Here is a 17702-nt window from a genome sequence, read left to right as displayed (position 1 = left end):
GCGGAACGGTTCGGCCGCAGCTTCCAGCCCTAGTATCCGTTCAGCAGGGACTCGAACCAAATGTCAGCGGCCCGGAACGCCTCGTCGCTGGTGTGCCGGGGTATTTCCGACTCGCGGTGGTCCGCCCGCGGATAGGAGCCCAGGAAACGCAGTTCCGGGCTGATCCGGTGCAGGCCCTTCAATGCATCCGCCATCCGGGCATCCGCGACGTGGCCGTCGGCGTCGATGCTGAAGAAATAGTCACCGAGGAACATACCCGTGGGACGGGACTCGATCCGGCTCAGGTTCACCCCGCGGGTGGAGAACTGCTCGAGGATTTCCATCAGGGCACCCGGGTGGTCCTCCGGCAGGGGAACTACGAGGGTGGTCTTGTCGGAGCCGGTTGGTTCGGGGAGCAGGCCGGGCTGGCTGATCATCACGAATCGGGTGACGGCATCGCGGACATCGCCGATGTCCGCCGCCAGAACTTCCAGCCCCAGCCGCTGCGCCACCAGCGGTGCGCAGATCGCCGCGTCGAAGGACGGATCGGCTTCGCTCAGTCCTACTGCTGCCGCTGCCGTTGAGGAAGCGGGCAAGTATTCCGCTGCGGGAATATTTCCCGCAGCCCATTCCCGGCACTGCGCCCAGGCATGGGTGTGCGTGGAAACCGTGCGGATGTCCGCCAGGGCCACCCCCGGCCGCACCGCCAGGACAAAGGTGATGGGGACCAGGATTTCCCTCAGGATCCGCAGCGAGGCACCGGCGGACAGCGCATCGAGGGTGGCACTGACACCGCCCTCCACCGAGTTTTCAATCGGCACGACTGCAGCGGTGGCCTGCCCGGAGCGGACCATTTCCAGTGCGGAATTCACGCTGGGCGCCGGAATGCGGATGGCGTCCCGGGCGCCCGGAATGGTCAGCAGTGCAGCCTCCGTAAAGGTGCCCTCCGGACCGAGGTAGGCATAAACCACGGTTTCCCCCAGCGGACCGCGGTGATGCGGGGCGGTCTGGGTGTCGGCGGCATGCGTCATTTAACGGTCGGTTCCTGCCCGTTGTCGGAAACCATGGGCTTCCCCGCCTCGAGCCAGGCACCCATCCCGCCGTTGACGTTGACGGCGGAGTAGCCGTTGGCTTCCAGCCACTGGGTGGCCCGGGCACTGCGGCCGCCGGTGCGGCAGATGACGGCAAGGTCCTGGTCCGGGTCCAGATCGTCCAGGGCCTCGGGCAGCCGGTCGAGCGGGATGTGGAGGGCGCCGTCAACGTGGCCGGCCTCCCACTCGTAGTCTTCCCGTACGTCGAGGATCTTCGCGCCCTCGGGAATGGTGTCTACGGTTACGCTCTGCATCTCACTCATTGCTGCCCTCACTGTCGAACGGAAATGTCGCCCCGCACCACGGTTCCGGGCACGCCCGGGCCCGCCGTACGGTGCCGTTTTGTCCAGCCTATAGTGGGACGCGGTCCGAGAGAATAAACGCCCGGACGCCGCCCGCACCGAAAGGCTCGCAATGCCCGCTCCCCACGAGATGACCGCCGTCGAACTCCGGGATGCCCTGGCCTCCGGCGGGCTCGGCGCGGAGGAAGCCACGGACCACTACCTGCGGCGCATCGAAGAGCTCAACCCGGCATTGGGTGCCTTCCTCACGCCGACGCCGGAACTCGCCGTCGCCGAGGCGCGGGCCGCGGACGCACACCGTGCCCGGGGCGGCGAACTGGGCCTGCTGCACGGAATGCCGCTGGCGCACAAGGACCTCACCGATGTGGCCGGCGTGCGCACCACCATGGGCAGCACGGCCCTGGACCCGTGGACAGCCCGGGAGGACGCGGCCCTGCCGGCCGTCCTTCGCCGGGCCGGGGCGATCAGCCTCGGCAAGACCCAGGTCCCCGAATTCGGGCTCAGCAGCTACAGCGAAAACCGGGTGGGTCCGCCGGCGCGGAACCCGCGCGACCAGCGGCTCAGCCCCGGAGGATCCTCCGGCGGCAGCGCAGCCGCAGTCGCCGCCGGATTGATTCCCTTTGCGCCGGGCACCGACGGCGGCGGCTCGGTACGCATCCCTGCGGCGGCCACCGGACTGGTGGGCCTGAAGCCCAACCGCGGGCGGATCCCGGCCGGCTCAGGGCAGCAGGACCTGGGGCAGTTCGTGGTGGCCGGCCCGCTGGCCCGGAATGCAGCGGATGCGGCACTGCTGCTGGATGCGATGGTCGACGAACCCAATTACCGCGCCACCAGCGCGGCCCCCGCCGCCGGAACCTTCCTCGAGGCCGCACTGCGGGCCGAGGGCAGGTTCCGGATCGGGATCAGCACCCGTTCACCCTTCGAATCCGGATTGGAGATCCGGCTTGATCCCGAGGCGGTACAGGCGCTCGACGCCGGTATCGCGGCCCTGACCGGCGCCGGCCACGACCTGCTGGACACGGACCTGGTTTATGACGAACGGTATCCGGACGCGTTCCAGGTGGTGTGGACGGCCGGGCTGGCCACCGCCGTCCTGGCACCGGGCGGGGAAGAACGGCTGACCGACCTGGCCGCCGTCATGCGTCAGCGCGCCCTTCAGCGCAGTGCCGCGGACCTGGTGTCCGCCGTCGAGGTCCTCCGCGCCTTCGAGGCCGAGACCATCCGGCAGTACAGCGCCTACGACATGATCCTGACGCCTACCCTGGCAATGCCGCCGCGGCCCCTCGGCTGGTACGCCAGCGGCGACGCCGGCGCCGGTGACCGGGCGGACGAGGATTACGCGAGGCAATGCCGGTACTCCCCCTTCACCTCCATGGTGAATGTCTGCGGGCTTCCCGCGATTACCCTGCCGGTGCTGGATACCGCGGACGGACTGCCCATGGGGATCCAGCTGATCGGGCGGCCCGGTGCGGAAGCGGATCTGCTGGCCGTGGCGGCCCAACTGGGCTATTGACCTAGAAGAGCCCTGCCAGCAGCCGGTCTGATTCCCGCTGTCCCTCGACATCGAAGGCGCCGCCGGTAACGAGCAGCTCGTCCGCACCGGAGGAAGCCACCAGGTCCTCGAGCCTGCCGTGCACCTGTTCCGGTGTCCCGTAGACAGAGGTCTCGAGGGTGGCGCGGACCAGGTCCTGCTGCCGTCCGGACAGTTCGGCGGCGCGGTGAGCTGCCGACAGGGCGGGGAACACCCCCTTGGTCCGGGAATCGGCCAGGGCATGTGCCTCGGGCAGCAGCAGTTCCCGTGCCTCTTCTTCACTCCCGGCCGCGGCGATGTTGACTGCCGCCAGCACGTAGGGCCGGGGAAAACGGTCCGAGGGGCGGAAGGAGGAGCGGTACCGCTCCAGTGCACCTGTCTGCCCGGCACTGTTCTGCCGGAACAGCGCCGGGCCGCCCAGGACGACGCCGAGGCCGGCGCGTGCTGCTATGTCCACTCCCGCTCCGGTGGCAAGCACAAACACCGGGGTCCGGCCGCGGTCCTGCGGGCGGGCGGTGATCGGCGCGGTGCCGTCGAGATAAGCGAGCAGTTCCGCCAACTGCCCTTCGAATTCCTCCGCCTCGGCCGGTCCTGCCCGCAGTGCCTTCCGCACCGCCGGAGTGAAACCGAGGGAACGGCCCAGGCCAAGATCAATCCGGCCGGGATACAGGGCCTGCAGCGTCGCCGCCTGCTCGGCCACGACCAGCGGCTGGTGGTTCGGCAGCATCACGCCGCCGGAGCCGATCCGGATGCTGTTGGTGCGTGCCGCCAGGGCGGCCATCAGGACGGCGGGTGCCGAGCCGGCAATTCCGGCCACGGCATGGTGCTCGGCAACCCAAAAGCGCCTGTAGCCCAGCCGGTCTGCCGATTCGGCGCGTTCAAGCACTGCATTAAACGCCTCCGGCTCGGGAAACCCTTCGCGGGAGTTGGCACGGTCAAGGATCGAGACGGGAACGCTGAGGCTTGGCATACCCATGCCAACCCCCTGCCTGCTTAGGGAATTCCGTCGCAGACGTGCAAATCCGCGCGTCATGCAGGCAGGTATGCATGTAACGCTGGCAAAATCATCCTTTTTTCATGTGACCTTCGACATAGCTCACCGGGAAAGCTGCCTAGTCTCCGGCGGATTCTTTCAGTTCGGCCTGCTTGACCCCCGGGAGGGAGTGGGAATATTAACCTCGTGAGCCATACCCCCAGTACCTCAGGCGTACAAGAAGCGCGTAAAACCTTCTTCGGCCATCCCCGGATGTTGGCCAACCTCTTCAGCGTTGAGCTGTGGGAGCGATTCTCCTTCTACGGCATGCAGGGCATCCTGCTGTACTACATGTACTACAGCACCACCGACGGCGGCCTCGGCATCGACGAAGCCATTGCCGTCTCCCTGGTCGGCGCCTACGGCGGTGGCGTGTACCTTTCCACCATCGTCGGTGCCTGGCTCGCCGACCGCGTGTTCGGCTCGGAGCGGGTGCTGTTCTACTCCGCCGCGATCGTGGTCCTCGGCCACATTTCCCTGGCTGTGCTCCCCGGTTCCGTGGGACTGGCCGCCGGCCTGATCCTGATTGCCCTGGGTTCCGGCGGCGTCAAGGCCAACGCGACCTCCCTGGTGGGCACCCTGTACGAGGAGAAGGACGAACGACGCGACGCCGGTTTCTCCCTCTTCTACATGGGCATCAACCTCGGCGCCCTCGTCGGCCCGCTCCTGACCGGCCTCCTCCAGGTCCGCCTTGGCTTCCACTACGGCTTCGGCCTGGCCGCTATCGGCATGGCCATCGGCCTGGTCCAGTACGGCATGACCCGCAAGTACCTGCCCAAGGCAGCCCACGAGGTCACCAACCCGCTGCCGCGCAAGAAGTACCTCCCCATGGGCATCGTCGTTGCCGCAGTCGTGGTCATCGTCGCCCTGGCCGCCGCCTTCGGCCTGCTCAAGGCGGAGAACCTGGCAGTGGTCATGGCCACGGTCGCCATCCTGGCCTCCATCGCGTACTTCATCATCATCCTGCGCAGTCCGAAGGTGGACAGGCTAGAACGCCGGCGTGTTTACTCCTTCATGCCGCTGTTCATCGCCAGTGCCGCTTTCTGGGCGCTGTTCCAGCAGCAGTTCACCGTGGTGGCCCTGTACGCCGACACCTCCCTGGACCGGCACATCTTCGGGTGGGAAATGCCGCCGAGCTGGGTCCAGTCGATCAACCCGATCTTCATCATCATCTTCGCTGCAGTGTTTGCCGCCGTCTGGACCAAGCTGGGCGACCGCCAGCCGTCCTCACCGCTGAAGTTCGCCCTGGGCCTGGCAGTGATGGGCCTGGCGTTCCTGGCCTTCATTCCGTTCTCCGGCGGCGGCGCCAACAGCACCCCGCTGCTGGCGATCGTCGGCATCCTGCTCCTGTTCACGTTCGCGGAGCTGTTCATCTCCCCGATTGGCCTGTCCGTGGCAACCAAGCTGGCTCCGGAAATCTTCCGGACCCAGATGGTGGCCCTGTTCTTCCTGTCCGTCTCCCTGGGCACCACCCTGGCAGGCTGGCTGGCACAGTTCTACGATCCCGCAACTGAGGTCAGCTACTTCACCTTCAGCGGCGTCACCGCAATCATCCTGGGCATCGCCCTGGCTGTCGCGACACCGTCGATCAAGAAGCTCATGGGCGGCGTGCGCTAGCAGGCAGGCACCAAGCGTTTCACTAAGGACGGCGGCACCGGAACTTTCCGGTGCCGCCGTCCTTTTTGCCGTCCCGTCACATGCTTGGCTGCATCCCTGCGGCGTGGTTAGGATGGGTCCCAGCTTCAGGAGACACGGCCGCCAAGCTCCGACTTGGCCGTGCACCAACCCCATGCTTCACGGGTGGTTCGGATGACGAAGCGGCCTGCACCGCCCCTTGGGCATCCGGTGCGGGCAAGAGCACCGATTCCTTAAGGATCACTGCCATGCGCAAAAGCACTGACCGTATTTTGACCACGCACGCCGGTTCGCTCCCCCGGACCCCTGAACTGATTGCCGCGAACGCGGCCCGGGAAACCGACCCCGCGGATACGGAAGGCTACGCCGAACTGCTGCAGGCCGCCGTCGCCGACCTCGTGCGCCGCCAGCGCCAGGCGGGTATCGATATCCCCAACGACGGCGAATACGGGCATGCGATGTCCGCGGACGTCGACTACGGGGCCTGGTGGTCCTACTCGTTTGCCCGGCTTGGCGGCCTGAGCGTTGCCGAGACGGGGATCTGGAACATGGAACCGCACCGCTCCGAGCCCGGAAACGTTGTCCTCACCAGTTTCGGGGACCGCCGCGACCGGCAGCGCTTCGCCGATGCCTACACCGACCCAACCTCCGGCATCACCACCGGGGCGCAGAAGGTCTTTCCCAAGGTCACGGGTCCCGTGGAATACACGGGGTACGACGCCGTGGCCGGCGACATTGCCAACCTCAAGTCCGGTCTGGCCGAGGCAGGTTTGTCCGAGGGTTTCCTCGCCTCACTCTCCCCCGGCTCCTGTTCGCGGATTGCCAACGAGTACTACGCGACGGAGGAGGAGTTCATCTACGCCTGCGCGGATGCCATGCGGGAGGAATACCTTGCCATCGTGGACGCCGGGCTGATCGTCCAGATCGATGATCCGTCCATTGCCGAGAACTGGGACCAGATCAACCCCGAGCCTTCGGTGGCCGACTACCTCAAGTTCACGCAGATCCGCGTCGAGGCCCTGAACTATGCCCTGCGCGGCCTGCCCGAGGAACAGGTCCGATTCCACCTGTGCTGGGGTTCCTGGCACGGGCCGCACACTACGGACATCGAGTTCCGCCACCTGGTGGACACCCTGCTGCAGATTAACGCCGGCGGCTACAGCTTCGAGGCAGGCAACGTCCGGCATGAGCACGAATGGCGGGTCTGGGAGGATACCAAGCTGCCGGAGGGGAAGGTCCTCATTCCCGGCGTGGTCTCCCATGCCACCAACGTGGTGGAACATCCGGAACTGGTGGCGGACCGGATTGAACGGTTCGCCCGGCTGGTGGGGCGCGAGAACGTCATTGCGTCCACCGACTGCGGGCTGGGCGGCCGGGTGCATCCGCAGATCGCGGCGGCCAAGCTGGAGACGCTCGGAGAAGGTGCCCGGCTGGCCAGCGCCCGGCTCTGGTAGGCGGGCCACCGACCTGCGTGAGGGTGCGGCGGGCGGGACCGGCGTCCCGCCTCACCCGTGCCCGGGGCCTTAGCCGTCCAGTCCGGCGCTGACCAGCGCCAGCATGCCGCTTGCTGCCGCCAGGGCACCCAGTGCACAGACGGAATTGAACGCCTCCGCTCCGGCCTGCCGCCGGTCCCGCCCGAAGAGGATCCCCGCCGCGGCCCAGGCGGCCGCGAAGGCCAACGCCGGCATCGGTCCGCTGGCAAAACCCGCGGCGGTTTCCGCCCAGGCCGGCAGTGCGAACGCCGAGCGCTGCGTCCAGAAAAACCAGAACACCGGTGCGGCGCACAGGTAGAGCACGTTGAAGAAAACCATCATGGCCCGGGCGCCGCGGCGCAGGCCGCCGTGCGGCAGTGCGCCCTGCGGCGGCACGGAACTACTCGACGTGGCCATCAGCTTCCTTCCCCCGCCGCACCCGCGGCTTCGGCTAGAAGCATACGGGTGCCCCTGCGTTTCTACGTGCACGGCGTGTCTGCCGCCGACTGCGTTTCTTTGGCATGCTTAGGGGTATGTCTAATCGTGCCGGCCAACGCGCCGAACCTTCCGACCTTGTAGATCTCACCGCACTCTTGGACGCCTATTACGACGTCGTACCGGATCCGTCCAACGTTGCCCAGCGCGTGGCCTTCGGCACCTCCGGGCACCGCGGTTCCTCCCTCAACGGCGCCTTCAATGAGCAGCACATCGCGGCCATCACCCAGGCCATCGTGGAATACCGCACCTCGGCGGGCATCACCGGGCCGCTGTTCATGGGCAAGGACACGCATGCCCTGTCCGAACCGGCGCAGAACACCGCCTTGGAAGTGCTGGCCGCCAACGGCGTCAATGTGCAGATCGACGCACGCAACGGATTCACCCCCACCCCGGCCGTGAGCCATGCCATCCTGGTGCACAATTCCACGCGCACGGACCAGGCTGACGGCATTGTGGTCACCCCGTCGCACAATCCTCCGGCGGACGGCGGCTTCAAGTACAACCCGCCCACGGGCGGACCCGCCGGATCGGACATCACCAACTGGATTGCCGACCGCGCCAACCAGCTGCTGGAGAACGGCCTGGACGGGGTCCGGCGCATCCCGCTGGGCGAAGCACGCCTGGCCGATTCGGTGGGCACCTATGACTTCCTGGCGCATTACGTGGAAGACCTGCCCGCGGTGCTGAACCTGGATGCCATCCGGAGCGCCGGCCTCCACATCGGCGCCGATCCCCTCGGCGGCGCCTCGGTGGACTACTGGGGCGCCATCGCGGAACGGCACTCACTGAACCTCACCGTGGTCAATCCCAACGTGGACCCGCAGTGGGCCTTCATGACCCTGGACTGGGACGAGAAGATCCGCATGGACTGCTCCTCGCCGTTCGCCATGGCGTCGCTGATTTCCCGGGCCGGGGATTACGACATTGCCACGGGCAACGACGCCGACGCCGACCGGCACGGCATTGTCACCCCGGATGCGGGACTGATGAACCCGAACCACTTCCTGGCAACCGCGATTGACTACCTGTACCGCAACCGCTCCGGCTGGAGCGCAGACGCCATGGTGGGCAAGACCCTGGTCTCCTCCTCCATGATCGACCGCGTTACCGCAGACCTGGGGCGGGTCCTCATGGAGGTACCGGTGGGCTTCAAGTGGTTCGTGCCGGGCCTGCTCTCCGGCGAAACCGCGTTCGGCGGCGAGGAATCCGCCGGTGCGTCCTTCCTCCGGCTCGACGGAAGCCCCTGGAGCACTGACAAGGACGGCATCCTGCTGGCCCTGCTGGCCTCGGAAATGACGGCCGTCACCGGCAAGACCCCGTCCCAGCGGTACCGCGAACTGACCAACCAGTTCGGCGATCCCGAATATGCGCGCGTGGACGCACCCGCCACCCGCGAGCAGAAGGCCGCGCTGGCCAAGCTCTCGCCGTCGGACGTTACCGCCACCACCCTGGCCGGTGAGGAAATCACCGCGCGCCTGACCGAGGCACCTGGCAACGGCGCGCCCATCGGCGGCCTGAAGGTGACCACGGAAAACGCGTGGTTCGCCGCGCGCCCCTCGGGCACGGAAGACGTCTACAAGATCTACGCCGAGTCCTTCAAGGGCGAGGAACACCTGCACCAGGTCCAGGCCGAGGCCAAGGCCATCGTGGACGGCGTGATTTCCTAGCTTCCGCCGTAAACGGGCCGTAAAAAACAGAAGGGGTGCACCTGCCGGTGCACCCCTTCTTCCCGTTCTGCAGCCGGTTACAGCAGCCGGCGCAGGAGCCGCTTCTTCAGCCCCGTGTAGGGCGGGTACGCGAACCGGAGGGTGTCCAGCAGCGTGCCCTTGGTGAAGACCGGCCGCAGCTGGCTGAACGTGTCGAAGGTGTATTTCCCGTGGTACGCGCCGGTGCCGCTGGCACCTGCACCGCCGAAGGGCAGGCCGGGTACGGCCAACTGGACGGTGCTGGCGTTGTGGTTGATGCTGCCGGCCCGGACCCCCTCCTCGAACGTCTTCCGTGCCGCCGCAGAGTTGCTGTACAAATAGGCGGCCAGCGGAACCGGACGGGAATTAATGAATTTCATTGCCTCCGCCAGGTCCCGGACCTCGATGATCGGCAGGACGGGGCCGAAGATTTCCTCCTGCATCACGGGTGAATCCGGGGCCACGTCGGTGAGGATGGTCGGTTCCAGGTACAGGCTTCCGCGGTCGCTGCGCCCGCCGGCCAGGACCGTGCCGCTGTCCAGCAGCCCGACCAGCCGTTCCCAGTGCTGTTCGTTGACAATCCGGCCCAGGTCCTTGCTCCGGGACGGATCCTTGCCGAACTGCTCCGCGACCGCCCGCACCAGGTGCTTCTTCAGCGCAGGTGCCGCCTCTTTCGTCACGAGGACATAGTCCGGGGCCACGCAGGTCTGGCCGGCGTTAAGCAGTTTCCCGAAGACCAGGCGGCGCGCGACGGCGGCCCAGTTGCCGTCCAGCACCACGGCCGGAGATTTCCCGCCCAGCTCCAGGGTGACCGGGGTCAGGTGTTCGGCGGCGGCCTGCAGGACAATCCTGCCCACGCGCTCCCCGCCCGTGAAGAAGATCGAGTCGAACCGTTCCTTCAGCAGGGCGGTGCTGGCTTCCTGCCCGCCCTCGACCACGGCGACGGCTTCCGGGTCCACATAGCGCGGCAGCAGCTCCGCCAGCACGGCCGACGTCGCCGGGGCCAGTTCGCTGGGTTTGAGGACTGCCGCGTTGCCGGCGGCGAGGGCACCGACCAGCGGCGCCAGGACCAGCTGCACGGGATAGTTCCAGGGACCGATGATCAGCACCACGCCCAGCGGCCGTGGTTCGGTCCGGGCCGACGCCGGCTGCAGGCCCAGGGGGACGGAAACCCGCCGGCTGCGGGCCCAGTTCTCCAGATGCTTCAGTGCGTGTTCGGCCTCCGCCCGCACCAGGGAAAGTTCGGTGACGTAGCTTTCGAGCGGATTCTTGCCCAGGTCCGCTGCCAGGGCGTCCGCCAGCTCCTGTTCCCGCTCGTGGAACAGCCGGACCAGGCCTTCGAGCTGCTGCCGGCGCCAGGCGAGCGGCCGGGTGCGGCCGGAGTCATAGGTTTCCCGCACCTTGGCCAGCACCGAGGGAACTGCTGCGGGGGAACCAGCGGGGTCGGTGGCGGAATCGCGGATGGATTCAGAGAACGCGGAGACCATCTCGCTCATGCCTGGGTGCTTTCCTTGAGGGACGTTTCGTCAGCGGGAGCCGCCGGTTTCCGGCCGGTGAAGTGGTCCATGGACTGGTAGACCTTGAAGACGCGGCCGGCAACCACGTCCCAGGCCGGTTGGGGCAGCACATTGCGCAGGGCGCTGCCCAGGGCCACCGTCCAGGGCAGCTGGATCCGTGCCTTGCCGGCAAGGAGCGCCTCCCACGCCTTGTCCACCACGTATTCCGGTTCCATCAGCGGAGTCATCAGCGGCCCCCTGGCCCCTTCGAACATGCCGGTCTTGATGTAACTGGGGATCAGGGTGGTTACTGCAACGTGGCCGTTGCCGGATTCGGTGAGTTCCAGGCGCATCGAGTCGCTCCAACCGATGACTGCCCATTTCGAAGCCGTGTAGACACTCATTTTCGGAACGGACAGTGTGCCGGAGGCGGAGGCTACGTTCAGGATGCGGGCCGGGGTGCGCCGCTCGATCATGCCGGGCAGGAACGCGCGGGTCACCTGCATGGGGGCGAGGGTGTTGACCTGCATAACGGCGTCGATATCCGCTTCCGGCTCGTGTTCCCAGAAGTACTTGCCGCGCACAATCCCGGCGTTGTTGACCAGGATGTCCGGTACGCCTACCTCCCGGATGACCTGGTCGGCCGTGGCCGTGATGTCCGGCAGGGAGGCAACGTCCACCGCGTAGGGGTGGATTGCCGACGCGCCCAGTTCCCGCAGCTGCGCGGCGGTGACCTCCAGGGCCTCGGCGTTGAGGTCCCACAGCACCACTGCTGCCGCGCCGTCATGCACGGCCCGCTCGGCGTAGAGCCGGCCCATGCCCATGGCTGCGCCGGTGATGAGAACTACGCGTCCTGCAACTGAAATGCCCATGCTGCTCCATCGTCCAATCGGTTTGTGATCAAGGTCCCGCCCTGCACCTTGCATTCTTCCTATGCAACGTAGCATCCCGGTTCGCCGGGACGGCTAGAATTTGGCCTAGACACCCCCTTTCTCCGGAAGGCACCACCATGAGCAGATTCGGTATGGACTGGACCCTCCACGGAGACGGCAAAACCATCCGGCCGGGCAGCTACGTTGCTCCCGAGGAACGCCTGAGCTGGCCGCGGACCATCAGCATCGGCTCCCAGCACGTGGTGGCCATGTTCGGCGCCACCTTCCTGGTGCCGCTCCTGACCGGCTTTCCGCCGGCCACCACCCTGCTGTTCTCCGGCATCGGAACCATCCTGTTCCTGATCATCACCGCCGGACGGGTCCCCAGCTATCTGGGCTCCAGCTTTGCCTTCATTGCTCCGATCGGAGCTGCCACCAACCAGCACGGTCCCGGCGGAGCCCTGGGCGGCATCATCATGGCGGGCTTTGCCCTGTTCCTGGTCGGACTCGCCGCGCAGCTTGCCGGCACCCGCTGGATCCAGGTCCTGATGCCGCCGGTGGTCACCGGCACCATAGTGGCCCTGATCGGCCTCAACCTGGCCGGTTCGGCGCGGGACAACTTCGAGCGAGGGCCGCTCACGGCCACCGTCACCGTGGTGGTAATCCTGCTGACCACGGTCCTGTTCAAGGGATTCCTGGGCCGGCTGTCGATCCTGGTTGGCGTGGTGGCCGGCTACGTCACGGCCATGCTGCAGGGCGAGGTGGATTTCCAGGCTATCGGCGATGCCGCCTGGATCGGGCTGCCCGAATTCACCGCCCCCACCTTCCACTTCTCGGTTATCGGCCTTTTTGTTCCGGTGGTCCTGGTACTGGTGGCCGAAAACATTGGACACGTGAAATCCGTGGCCGCCATGACCGGCCGCGACCTTGACCCGTACGCGGGCCGGGCACTGATGGCCGACGGCCTGGCCACCATGCTGGCCGGTTCCGGCGGCGGTTCCGCCACCACCACCTACGCAGAGAACATCGGCGTGATGGCGGCCTCCCGCGTGTACTCCACGGCGGCGTACTGGGTGGCCGGCATCGTGGCCATCCTGCTCAGCCTGTTCCCGAAATTCGGGGCCATGATCGCCACGGTGCCCGGCGGCGTGCTGGGCGGGGCCGGCGTCGTCCTCTACGGCATGATCGGCATCCTCGGCGTGCGTATCTGGGTGGACAACCGGGTCAACTTCTCCAACCCGATCAACCTTTCCACCGCCGGCCTGGGCCTGATCATTGCGATCGCGAACTTCACCTGGATAGTGGCAGGGCTGGAATTCGGCGGCATTGCCCTCGGCACCGGCGCCACCCTGATTGCCTACCACGGCATGCAGGCGATCGCCCGCTGGCGGGGGACGGATCCGGACGAGCCGCAGGAGGACGCGGGAGCCAGGCCCAGCCGGCTCGGCTAGGCCGCCGGCCGGCCCCGGATCAGGCTCCTTCCAGTGCCTGGCGCGTAGCCCACGCCACGTACTTTGCCGCCTGCTCCATGGCATCCTGCGGCCGCTGGACCACATCCAGCAGGCTGACGGCCGCAACAATTCCGTACTCCTGCAACTGGTCCGGGGTCAGGGTGATCCGGCCGGCCACGGCCACCACGGGGATGCCGGCATCCCGGGCCCGGGCCGCCACTTCCAGGGGCGCCTTGCCGTAGCGGGACTGTTCATCCAGCGAGCCTTCGCCGGTGAGCACCAGGTCGCAGCGTGTGAGTGCCAGGTCCAGCCCGGTGAACGCGCTGAGCAGTTCGAACCCGGGATTCAGCGACGCCTCGGTGAACGCCAGGAACCCGGACGGGAAGCCGCCCGCCGCACCGGCGCCGGGAATGTCGACGTCGACGCCGGTCGTGAACTTCAGCAGTCCGGCCCAGTTACCCAGGGCATCCTCGAGGACCGCCTGCGCTGCGGAGTCGGCGCCCTTCTGGCCGCTGAACACGGCCACCGTACCTTCCGGGCCGAGCAGCGGGTTGGTTACGTCGGCGGCGATCTTCAAGTCCACGCCGGCCAGCCGGGGGTCCAGGCCGGCGGCGTCCAGGGACACGGCCCGCGCCAGGGCCGCTCCCCCGGGCGGCACCGGCGCACCGGCGTCGTCAAGGATCTTCAGGCCCAAGGCCGTCAAGGCGCCGGAGCCTCCGTCCGTCATGGCGGAGCCGCCGATTCCCAGGATGATGGTGCGCGCACCTGCATCCAGTGCCTCACTGATCAGCTGCCCGCTGCCGTAGCTGGTGGCCGCTAGTGCGGTCTCGGGGGTGGGGTCCAGCAGGGTCAATCCGCTGGCCCGCGCGGTTTCGATCAGGGCAGTATCTCCGGTGAGTGCCCAGACAGCGGTGATTTCCCGTCCCAGCGGTCCCCGGACCCTGGCGGTGCGGGCCTCGGCCCCTGCTATCAGGGCAGCGTCAAGGGTGCCCTCGCCGCCGTCCGCCACCGGCACAGCGGTGACCTCGGCATCCGGGTAGACCGCCAATACGCCTTCACCCATGGCTGCCGCGGCCTCCCCGGCGCTGAGTGATCCTTTGAATTTGTCCGGAGCAATAACTACACGCATGCCCTCATCCTGCCAGTAGGGACGGACAAGACCGTCCAAGTAGTCGTTACCGCCACTGCCCGCGGTCTTTGAGGACGTCCACGAGGATGTCCGAACGGTCCGTAACGATGCCGTCCACGCCGAGGTCCAGCAGCCGGTTCATGGTGGGCGCGTCGTTCACGGTCCAGACGTGGACCTGGATTCCGGCGCGGTGGCAGCTGCGGACAAAACCCGGCGTGACCACGGGCACGGGGCCGAAGCGCAGCGGAACCTGGACGCACTGGAAACGGCCCAGCCGGGCGAGGAACACGGCGGCGCCCAGCGGGCCGAGCAGAAGCAGCGCCGCGGTCAGGGCGCTTCCGGCGGAGCTGGCAGCCGGCCGGCCCAACCGGCGCAGGGCGCGAAGCCGGCGGACGTCGGAGAAGGATGCCACCAGGACCCGGTCATGGGCGGAGTGTTTTTCGATCAGGGCCGCGAGCAGTGCTGCCCCGGCGGCGTCCTTGACGTCTACATTGAGCCGCATCTGGGGCCACTCGGTCAGGAGTTCTTCGAAGGTGGGGATCCGTTCCGCCCCGCCCACCAGCACGTCGTCGAGTTCCTTTCGGGTGAGCTGGCTGATTTTGCCCACCACGCCGCCGGAAATGCGGTCCACGGTTTCGTCGTGGAAGGCCATCAGGATGCCGTCGCGGCTGGTGCGCACATCCGTTTCCAGGTAGCTCATCCCCAGGTCCGCGGCCGCGCGGAACGCCAAGAGCGTGTTTTCGTAGCCGTCGGGGGAAAAGCCGCGGTGCGCCAGCGCGATGGGTGCCGGCGATGATTCCGGGGGCGCCGTCGCCTGGTCGCGGGGGGCCCGGAAATATGGATAAGTTGCCAACACATTCGTACCTTACCAAGCGCCGGACTGTGCCCGGACGGGCCACGCCCGGCCGCACGCGCCTAGACTGGCAGCACCGCGACCGGCAGCAGTTTCTTTCGCCGGCTAGTTCCGTGGAGGTCAGTACCGTGCCTGACAAACGTCCCGTGGGGTCCCGCTTCGGAGCACGCTGGCCGCTCCGGCGCCTGCTGAGAAGTGCCGGCAGCGCTCCCGCCACCCTCACCTTTATTGCCTTGTTCTGGATCCTGGGGGCGTCCACATCCTCCCTCCGCAGCGGCCCGGAAGGGCCGTGGCTGGACTGGGCTGCCGCTTCCGTGAACACCGTGGCCGGTAATCCGGCACCCCTGCTTTTCTGCTGTTTTTGGGCGGGCGGCCCGGCAGGCTACCTCGGCGGCACCCTGTTGGCACTGCTGGCCGGGTTGCCCACCGAGCGGCTGCTGGGAACCGGACGGTTCCTGCTGGCCGGGTTCGGCGGTCAAATCGCCGGACTGCTGCTGACCACCGGCTTCGCCTACCTGACCAGCGCCTCCATCGGCGACTGGTCCCGTGCCCTCGTCTCCGAGTCCTTCGTGGGTCCGGTGGCCTTCCTGGCTGCCGCGGGGGCTGCTGCCAGTGCCCGGCTCGGGACCCTTTGGCGACGCCGCCTGCGGGTTCCCCTGTTTGCGTTGCTGATACTGCTGGCGCTCTACGGCGGAAGCTTCTCCACCCTGACGGTCCTGGGCGCGGCCGCGGCCGGCGCACTGGCCGGCCCCTATCTGGCGGGCCGCCGGCCGTCGATTCCGCGCAGGCTGGTCAGCAGCCGCCGGGAGGCGCGGGTGCTGGTGGCCCTGGCTGTACTGGCTTCCGCTGTCGGGCCGGTTATCAGCGCACTCAGCAGCCAGGCGGTGGGACCGCTTTCGGTGCTGCAGTATCTCTTTACGGACGTGGAGGTGAGGACCCCGGCCGAGCTGGCCCAGGTGTGCGGTGAAGCGGCGGATTCGGCGCAGTGCATCGCGGCGCGGATCCAACTGCGTGCCGGTCCGGCGGCGTTCTTCCTGGCCATCCTGCCCCTGGTGCTGCTGGCTGTTTTTTCCGACGGCCTGCGGCGCGGGCGCCGGTTCGCGTGGGCCGCCGCGCTGCTGCTGCAGGGCGCCATGACAGTTCTGGCCGCGGTACGGATCGGCCGGCTTTTGGCCGGGAATGAACCGGGCACCCTGGCTCCCGGCACCGGAAATGCGGTTGCACTGGTGCTGCCCATGGCCGTTCCGCTGGCGGTGCTGGTGCTGCTGATCCTCACCCGCGGGCTCTTCTCCGTAACCGCTCCTGCCGGAACCTATCGGCGGTTAGCGGGCACTTCCGCCCTGGCGGCGGTTTTGCTCGCCGCGCTTTACCTGGGTGCCGGTCTGTTAAACCGGAACGGTTTCTCGCCGGCCGCGACGCCGGCGCTGCTCGCCGCGGATCTCCCCGGACGTTTCCTCCCGGTCCTCGAAGTGACCAGCCGGGCTCCCGGCATTGTGCCGGAGAGCCTGCCGGCAGTCCTGCTGTACGAAGGAGTAGGGGTGGCCTTCTGGGTTCTGGTGTGTGTGCTGCTGCTGCGCTCCTTCCTGGTTCCGCCCTACAGTCCGGCGACCGCTGATGCGGACCGCGCCCGTGTGCTGCTTCGGACCCACGGCGGCAGCACCATGGCCTGGATGACGCTCTGGGCGGGCAACAGCTACTGGTTTTCCCCCAGCGGGAATTCCTATGTGGCCTACCGGATGGATCTGGGGGTGGCGCTGAGCGTCGGAGAACCGGTGGGACCGAGGGATGAGCTGCACAGCTCCGTGGAGGGATTCTCGGCTTTCTGCGCCGCGAACGGCACCACCGCGTGCTTCTACTCCGTGGGTACCCAGGTGCGCGACCTCAGCAGCGGGTTGGGATTTTCCTCGCTGCAGGTGGCTGAGGAAACCGTCCTCCGGCTGGGCTCGCTGGCGTTCAAGGGCAAGAGATTCCAGGACATCCGCACCGCCATGAACCAGGCCCGCAAGCTGGGCATCCGGGCCGAGTGGACCCGCTATCCCACGGCACCGCTGGCCGTGAAGGACCAGGTGTACGCCATTTCGGAGGAGTGGGTGGCGGATAAGGACATGCCGGAGATGGGCTTCACGCTGGGCGGACTGGAAGAAGTGGATGATCCGGAGGTGCGCTGCCTGCTGGCCATCGACGAAGACGGCACCGTGCACGCGGTAACGTCCTGGCTTCCGGTGTACCGCAACGGAGCGGTGGCGGGCTGGACCCTGGATTTTATGCGCCGGCGCAGCAACGGCTTCCGGCTGGGGATGGACTTCCTCATCGCTTCCGCTGCACTGTCGCTCCAGGACGAGGGGTTTTCCTTCCTCAGCCTTTCCGGCGCGCCGTTGGCGCGTGCCGACGGGGAGACAGACGACGACGCCGACGGTCCGCCCGTGATGGACCGACTCCTGGACCGGCTGGGGGAAACCCTGGAGCCGGTATACGGTTTCCGCTCCCTGCTGGCCTTCAAGGCCAAGTTCGCCCCGGAGTACCGTCCGTTGTTCATGACCTATCGGGACCCGGCGTCCCTGCCCGCCATCGCCAACGCGCTGGCGCGGGCCTACGTTCCGGATCTGTCCCTGGGGCAGGGCCTGTCACTGGCCCGCCGGATCGTGACCCGTACCGCATGAGGACACCCCGGCCGT

General features: G+C 67.5%; 14 protein-coding genes and 1 riboswitch. Of the genes, 6 read left to right on the top strand and 8 right to left on the bottom strand.

Features of this window, described 5'->3' with window-relative positions:
• Positions 1 to 29 precede the first annotated feature (29 nt).
• Positions 30 to 1010 (bottom strand): prephenate dehydratase, encoded by a 981-nt coding sequence (gene pheA / locus NNX34_RS06010; RefSeq protein ID WP_255765576.1) that lies wholly within the window; start codon positions 1008 to 1010, stop codon positions 30 to 32.
• Positions 1007 to 1333 carry a rhodanese-like domain-containing protein gene (locus NNX34_RS06005; RefSeq protein ID WP_227920571.1) on the bottom strand — a complete coding sequence of 109 codons (327 nt, stop codon included), beginning with the start codon at positions 1331 to 1333 and terminating at the stop codon, positions 1007 to 1009. The genes pheA and NNX34_RS06005 overlap by 4 nt, the downstream gene beginning before the upstream one ends.
• Before the next feature lie 151 nt (positions 1334 to 1484).
• Here NNX34_RS06005 and NNX34_RS06000 point away from each other — a divergent pair, with 151 nt between their 5' ends.
• Positions 1485 to 2885, top strand: coding sequence for an amidase (locus NNX34_RS06000; protein ID WP_255765575.1), 1401 nt, complete (start codon positions 1485 to 1487; stop codon positions 2883 to 2885).
• Between the two features lies 1 nt (position 2886).
• On the opposite strand, the gene NNX34_RS05995 is transcribed toward NNX34_RS06000, so the two are convergent.
• Positions 2887 to 3879 carry an MsnO8 family LLM class oxidoreductase gene (locus NNX34_RS05995; protein WP_255765574.1) on the bottom strand — a complete coding sequence of 331 codons (993 nt, stop codon included), beginning with the start codon at positions 3877 to 3879 and terminating at the stop codon, positions 2887 to 2889.
• Between the two features lie 270 nt (positions 3880 to 4149).
• Here NNX34_RS05995 and NNX34_RS05990 point away from each other — a divergent pair, with 270 nt between their 5' ends.
• Entirely contained in the window at positions 4150 to 5553 is a 1404-nt protein-coding gene (locus NNX34_RS05990; RefSeq protein ID WP_370646979.1) for a peptide MFS transporter, read from the top strand.
• 123 nt (positions 5554 to 5676) lie between these two features.
• Positions 5677 to 5800: riboswitch (SAM riboswitch) on the top strand.
• Between the two features lie 19 nt (positions 5801 to 5819).
• Positions 5820 to 7025 (top strand): cobalamin-independent methionine synthase II family protein, encoded by a 1206-nt coding sequence (locus NNX34_RS05985; RefSeq protein WP_255765571.1) that lies wholly within the window; start codon positions 5820 to 5822, stop codon positions 7023 to 7025.
• Between the two features lie 69 nt (positions 7026 to 7094).
• Here the strand turns inward: NNX34_RS05985 and NNX34_RS05980 are convergent, their stop codons facing one another.
• Positions 7095 to 7460: a hypothetical protein gene (locus NNX34_RS05980; RefSeq protein ID WP_255765570.1), complete on the bottom strand. Its 366-nt coding sequence runs from the start codon at positions 7458 to 7460 to the stop codon at positions 7095 to 7097.
• Between the two features lie 116 nt (positions 7461 to 7576).
• On the opposite strand from NNX34_RS05980, the gene pgm reads away from it, so the two are divergent.
• Positions 7577 to 9208: a phosphoglucomutase (alpha-D-glucose-1,6-bisphosphate-dependent) gene (gene pgm / locus NNX34_RS05975; RefSeq protein WP_255765569.1), complete on the top strand. Its 1632-nt coding sequence runs from the start codon at positions 7577 to 7579 to the stop codon at positions 9206 to 9208.
• A 77-nt stretch (positions 9209 to 9285) separates the two neighbouring features.
• On the opposite strand, the gene NNX34_RS05970 is transcribed toward pgm, so the two are convergent.
• Positions 9286 to 10722: an aldehyde dehydrogenase family protein gene (locus tag NNX34_RS05970; RefSeq protein ID WP_255765568.1), complete on the bottom strand. Its 1437-nt coding sequence runs from the start codon at positions 10720 to 10722 to the stop codon at positions 9286 to 9288.
• Positions 10719 to 11594, bottom strand: coding sequence for an SDR family NAD(P)-dependent oxidoreductase (locus NNX34_RS05965; RefSeq protein ID WP_255765567.1), 876 nt, complete (start codon positions 11592 to 11594; stop codon positions 10719 to 10721). The genes NNX34_RS05970 and NNX34_RS05965 overlap by 4 nt, the downstream gene beginning before the upstream one ends.
• A 137-nt stretch (positions 11595 to 11731) precedes the next feature.
• On the opposite strand from NNX34_RS05965, the gene NNX34_RS05960 reads away from it, so the two are divergent.
• Positions 11732 to 13045, top strand: a complete 1314-nt coding sequence (locus NNX34_RS05960) for a uracil-xanthine permease family protein (protein ID WP_255765566.1) — start codon at positions 11732 to 11734, stop codon at positions 13043 to 13045.
• Between the two features lie 19 nt (positions 13046 to 13064).
• Here the strand turns inward: NNX34_RS05960 and NNX34_RS05955 are convergent, their stop codons facing one another.
• Both NNX34_RS05955 and NNX34_RS05950 read right to left on the bottom strand, forming a co-directional pair.
• Positions 13065 to 14174 carry a glycerate kinase gene (locus tag NNX34_RS05955; RefSeq protein WP_255765565.1) on the bottom strand — a complete coding sequence of 370 codons (1110 nt, stop codon included), beginning with the start codon at positions 14172 to 14174 and terminating at the stop codon, positions 13065 to 13067.
• Positions 14175 to 14220: 46 nt separating this feature from the next.
• Positions 14221 to 15030 (bottom strand): glycerophosphodiester phosphodiesterase family protein, encoded by an 810-nt coding sequence (locus NNX34_RS05950; RefSeq protein ID WP_370647229.1) that lies wholly within the window; start codon positions 15028 to 15030, stop codon positions 14221 to 14223.
• Positions 15031 to 15155: 125 nt separating this feature from the next.
• Here NNX34_RS05950 and NNX34_RS16120 point away from each other — a divergent pair, with 125 nt between their 5' ends.
• The gene (locus NNX34_RS16120) at positions 15156 to 17687 is read left to right on the top strand and encodes a bifunctional lysylphosphatidylglycerol flippase/synthetase MprF (protein ID WP_255765563.1); all 2532 of its coding nucleotides are present in this window, start codon (positions 15156 to 15158) and stop codon (positions 17685 to 17687) included.
• The last annotated feature ends 15 nt before the right edge of the window (positions 17688 to 17702 follow it).

The sequence above is a fragment of the Arthrobacter sp. zg-Y1116 genome, assembly GCF_024385485.1.
Taxonomy (GTDB): domain Bacteria; phylum Actinomycetota; class Actinomycetes; order Actinomycetales; family Micrococcaceae; genus Arthrobacter_B.
This window is presented reverse-complemented; position numbering and strand designations above follow the sequence as displayed.

What these genes read in the sequence shown, in the direction of transcription:
- pheA (WP_255765576.1), bottom strand. Translation starts at nt 1,010, where the DNA reads ATGACGCATGCCGCCGACACCCAGACCGCCCCGCATCACCGCGGTCCG.
- NNX34_RS06005 (WP_227920571.1), bottom strand. Translation starts at nt 1,333, where the DNA reads ATGAGTGAGATGCAGAGCGTAACCGTAGACACCATTCCCGAGGGCGCG.
- NNX34_RS06000 (WP_255765575.1), top strand. Translation starts at nt 1,485, where the DNA reads ATGCCCGCTCCCCACGAGATGACCGCCGTCGAACTCCGGGATGCCCTG.
- NNX34_RS05995 (WP_255765574.1), bottom strand. Translation starts at nt 3,879, where the DNA reads ATGGGTATGCCAAGCCTCAGCGTTCCCGTCTCGATCCTTGACCGTGCC.
- NNX34_RS05990 (WP_370646979.1), top strand. Translation starts at nt 4,150, where the DNA reads ATGTTGGCCAACCTCTTCAGCGTTGAGCTGTGGGAGCGATTCTCCTTC.
- NNX34_RS05985 (WP_255765571.1), top strand. Translation starts at nt 5,820, where the DNA reads ATGCGCAAAAGCACTGACCGTATTTTGACCACGCACGCCGGTTCGCTC.
- NNX34_RS05980 (WP_255765570.1), bottom strand. Translation starts at nt 7,460, where the DNA reads ATGGCCACGTCGAGTAGTTCCGTGCCGCCGCAGGGCGCACTGCCGCAC.
- pgm (WP_255765569.1), top strand. Translation starts at nt 7,577, where the DNA reads ATGTCTAATCGTGCCGGCCAACGCGCCGAACCTTCCGACCTTGTAGAT.
- NNX34_RS05970 (WP_255765568.1), bottom strand. Translation starts at nt 10,722, where the DNA reads ATGAGCGAGATGGTCTCCGCGTTCTCTGAATCCATCCGCGATTCCGCC.
- NNX34_RS05965 (WP_255765567.1), bottom strand. Translation starts at nt 11,594, where the DNA reads ATGGGCATTTCAGTTGCAGGACGCGTAGTTCTCATCACCGGCGCAGCC.
- NNX34_RS05960 (WP_255765566.1), top strand. Translation starts at nt 11,732, where the DNA reads ATGAGCAGATTCGGTATGGACTGGACCCTCCACGGAGACGGCAAAACC.
- NNX34_RS05955 (WP_255765565.1), bottom strand. Translation starts at nt 14,174, where the DNA reads ATGCGTGTAGTTATTGCTCCGGACAAATTCAAAGGATCACTCAGCGCC.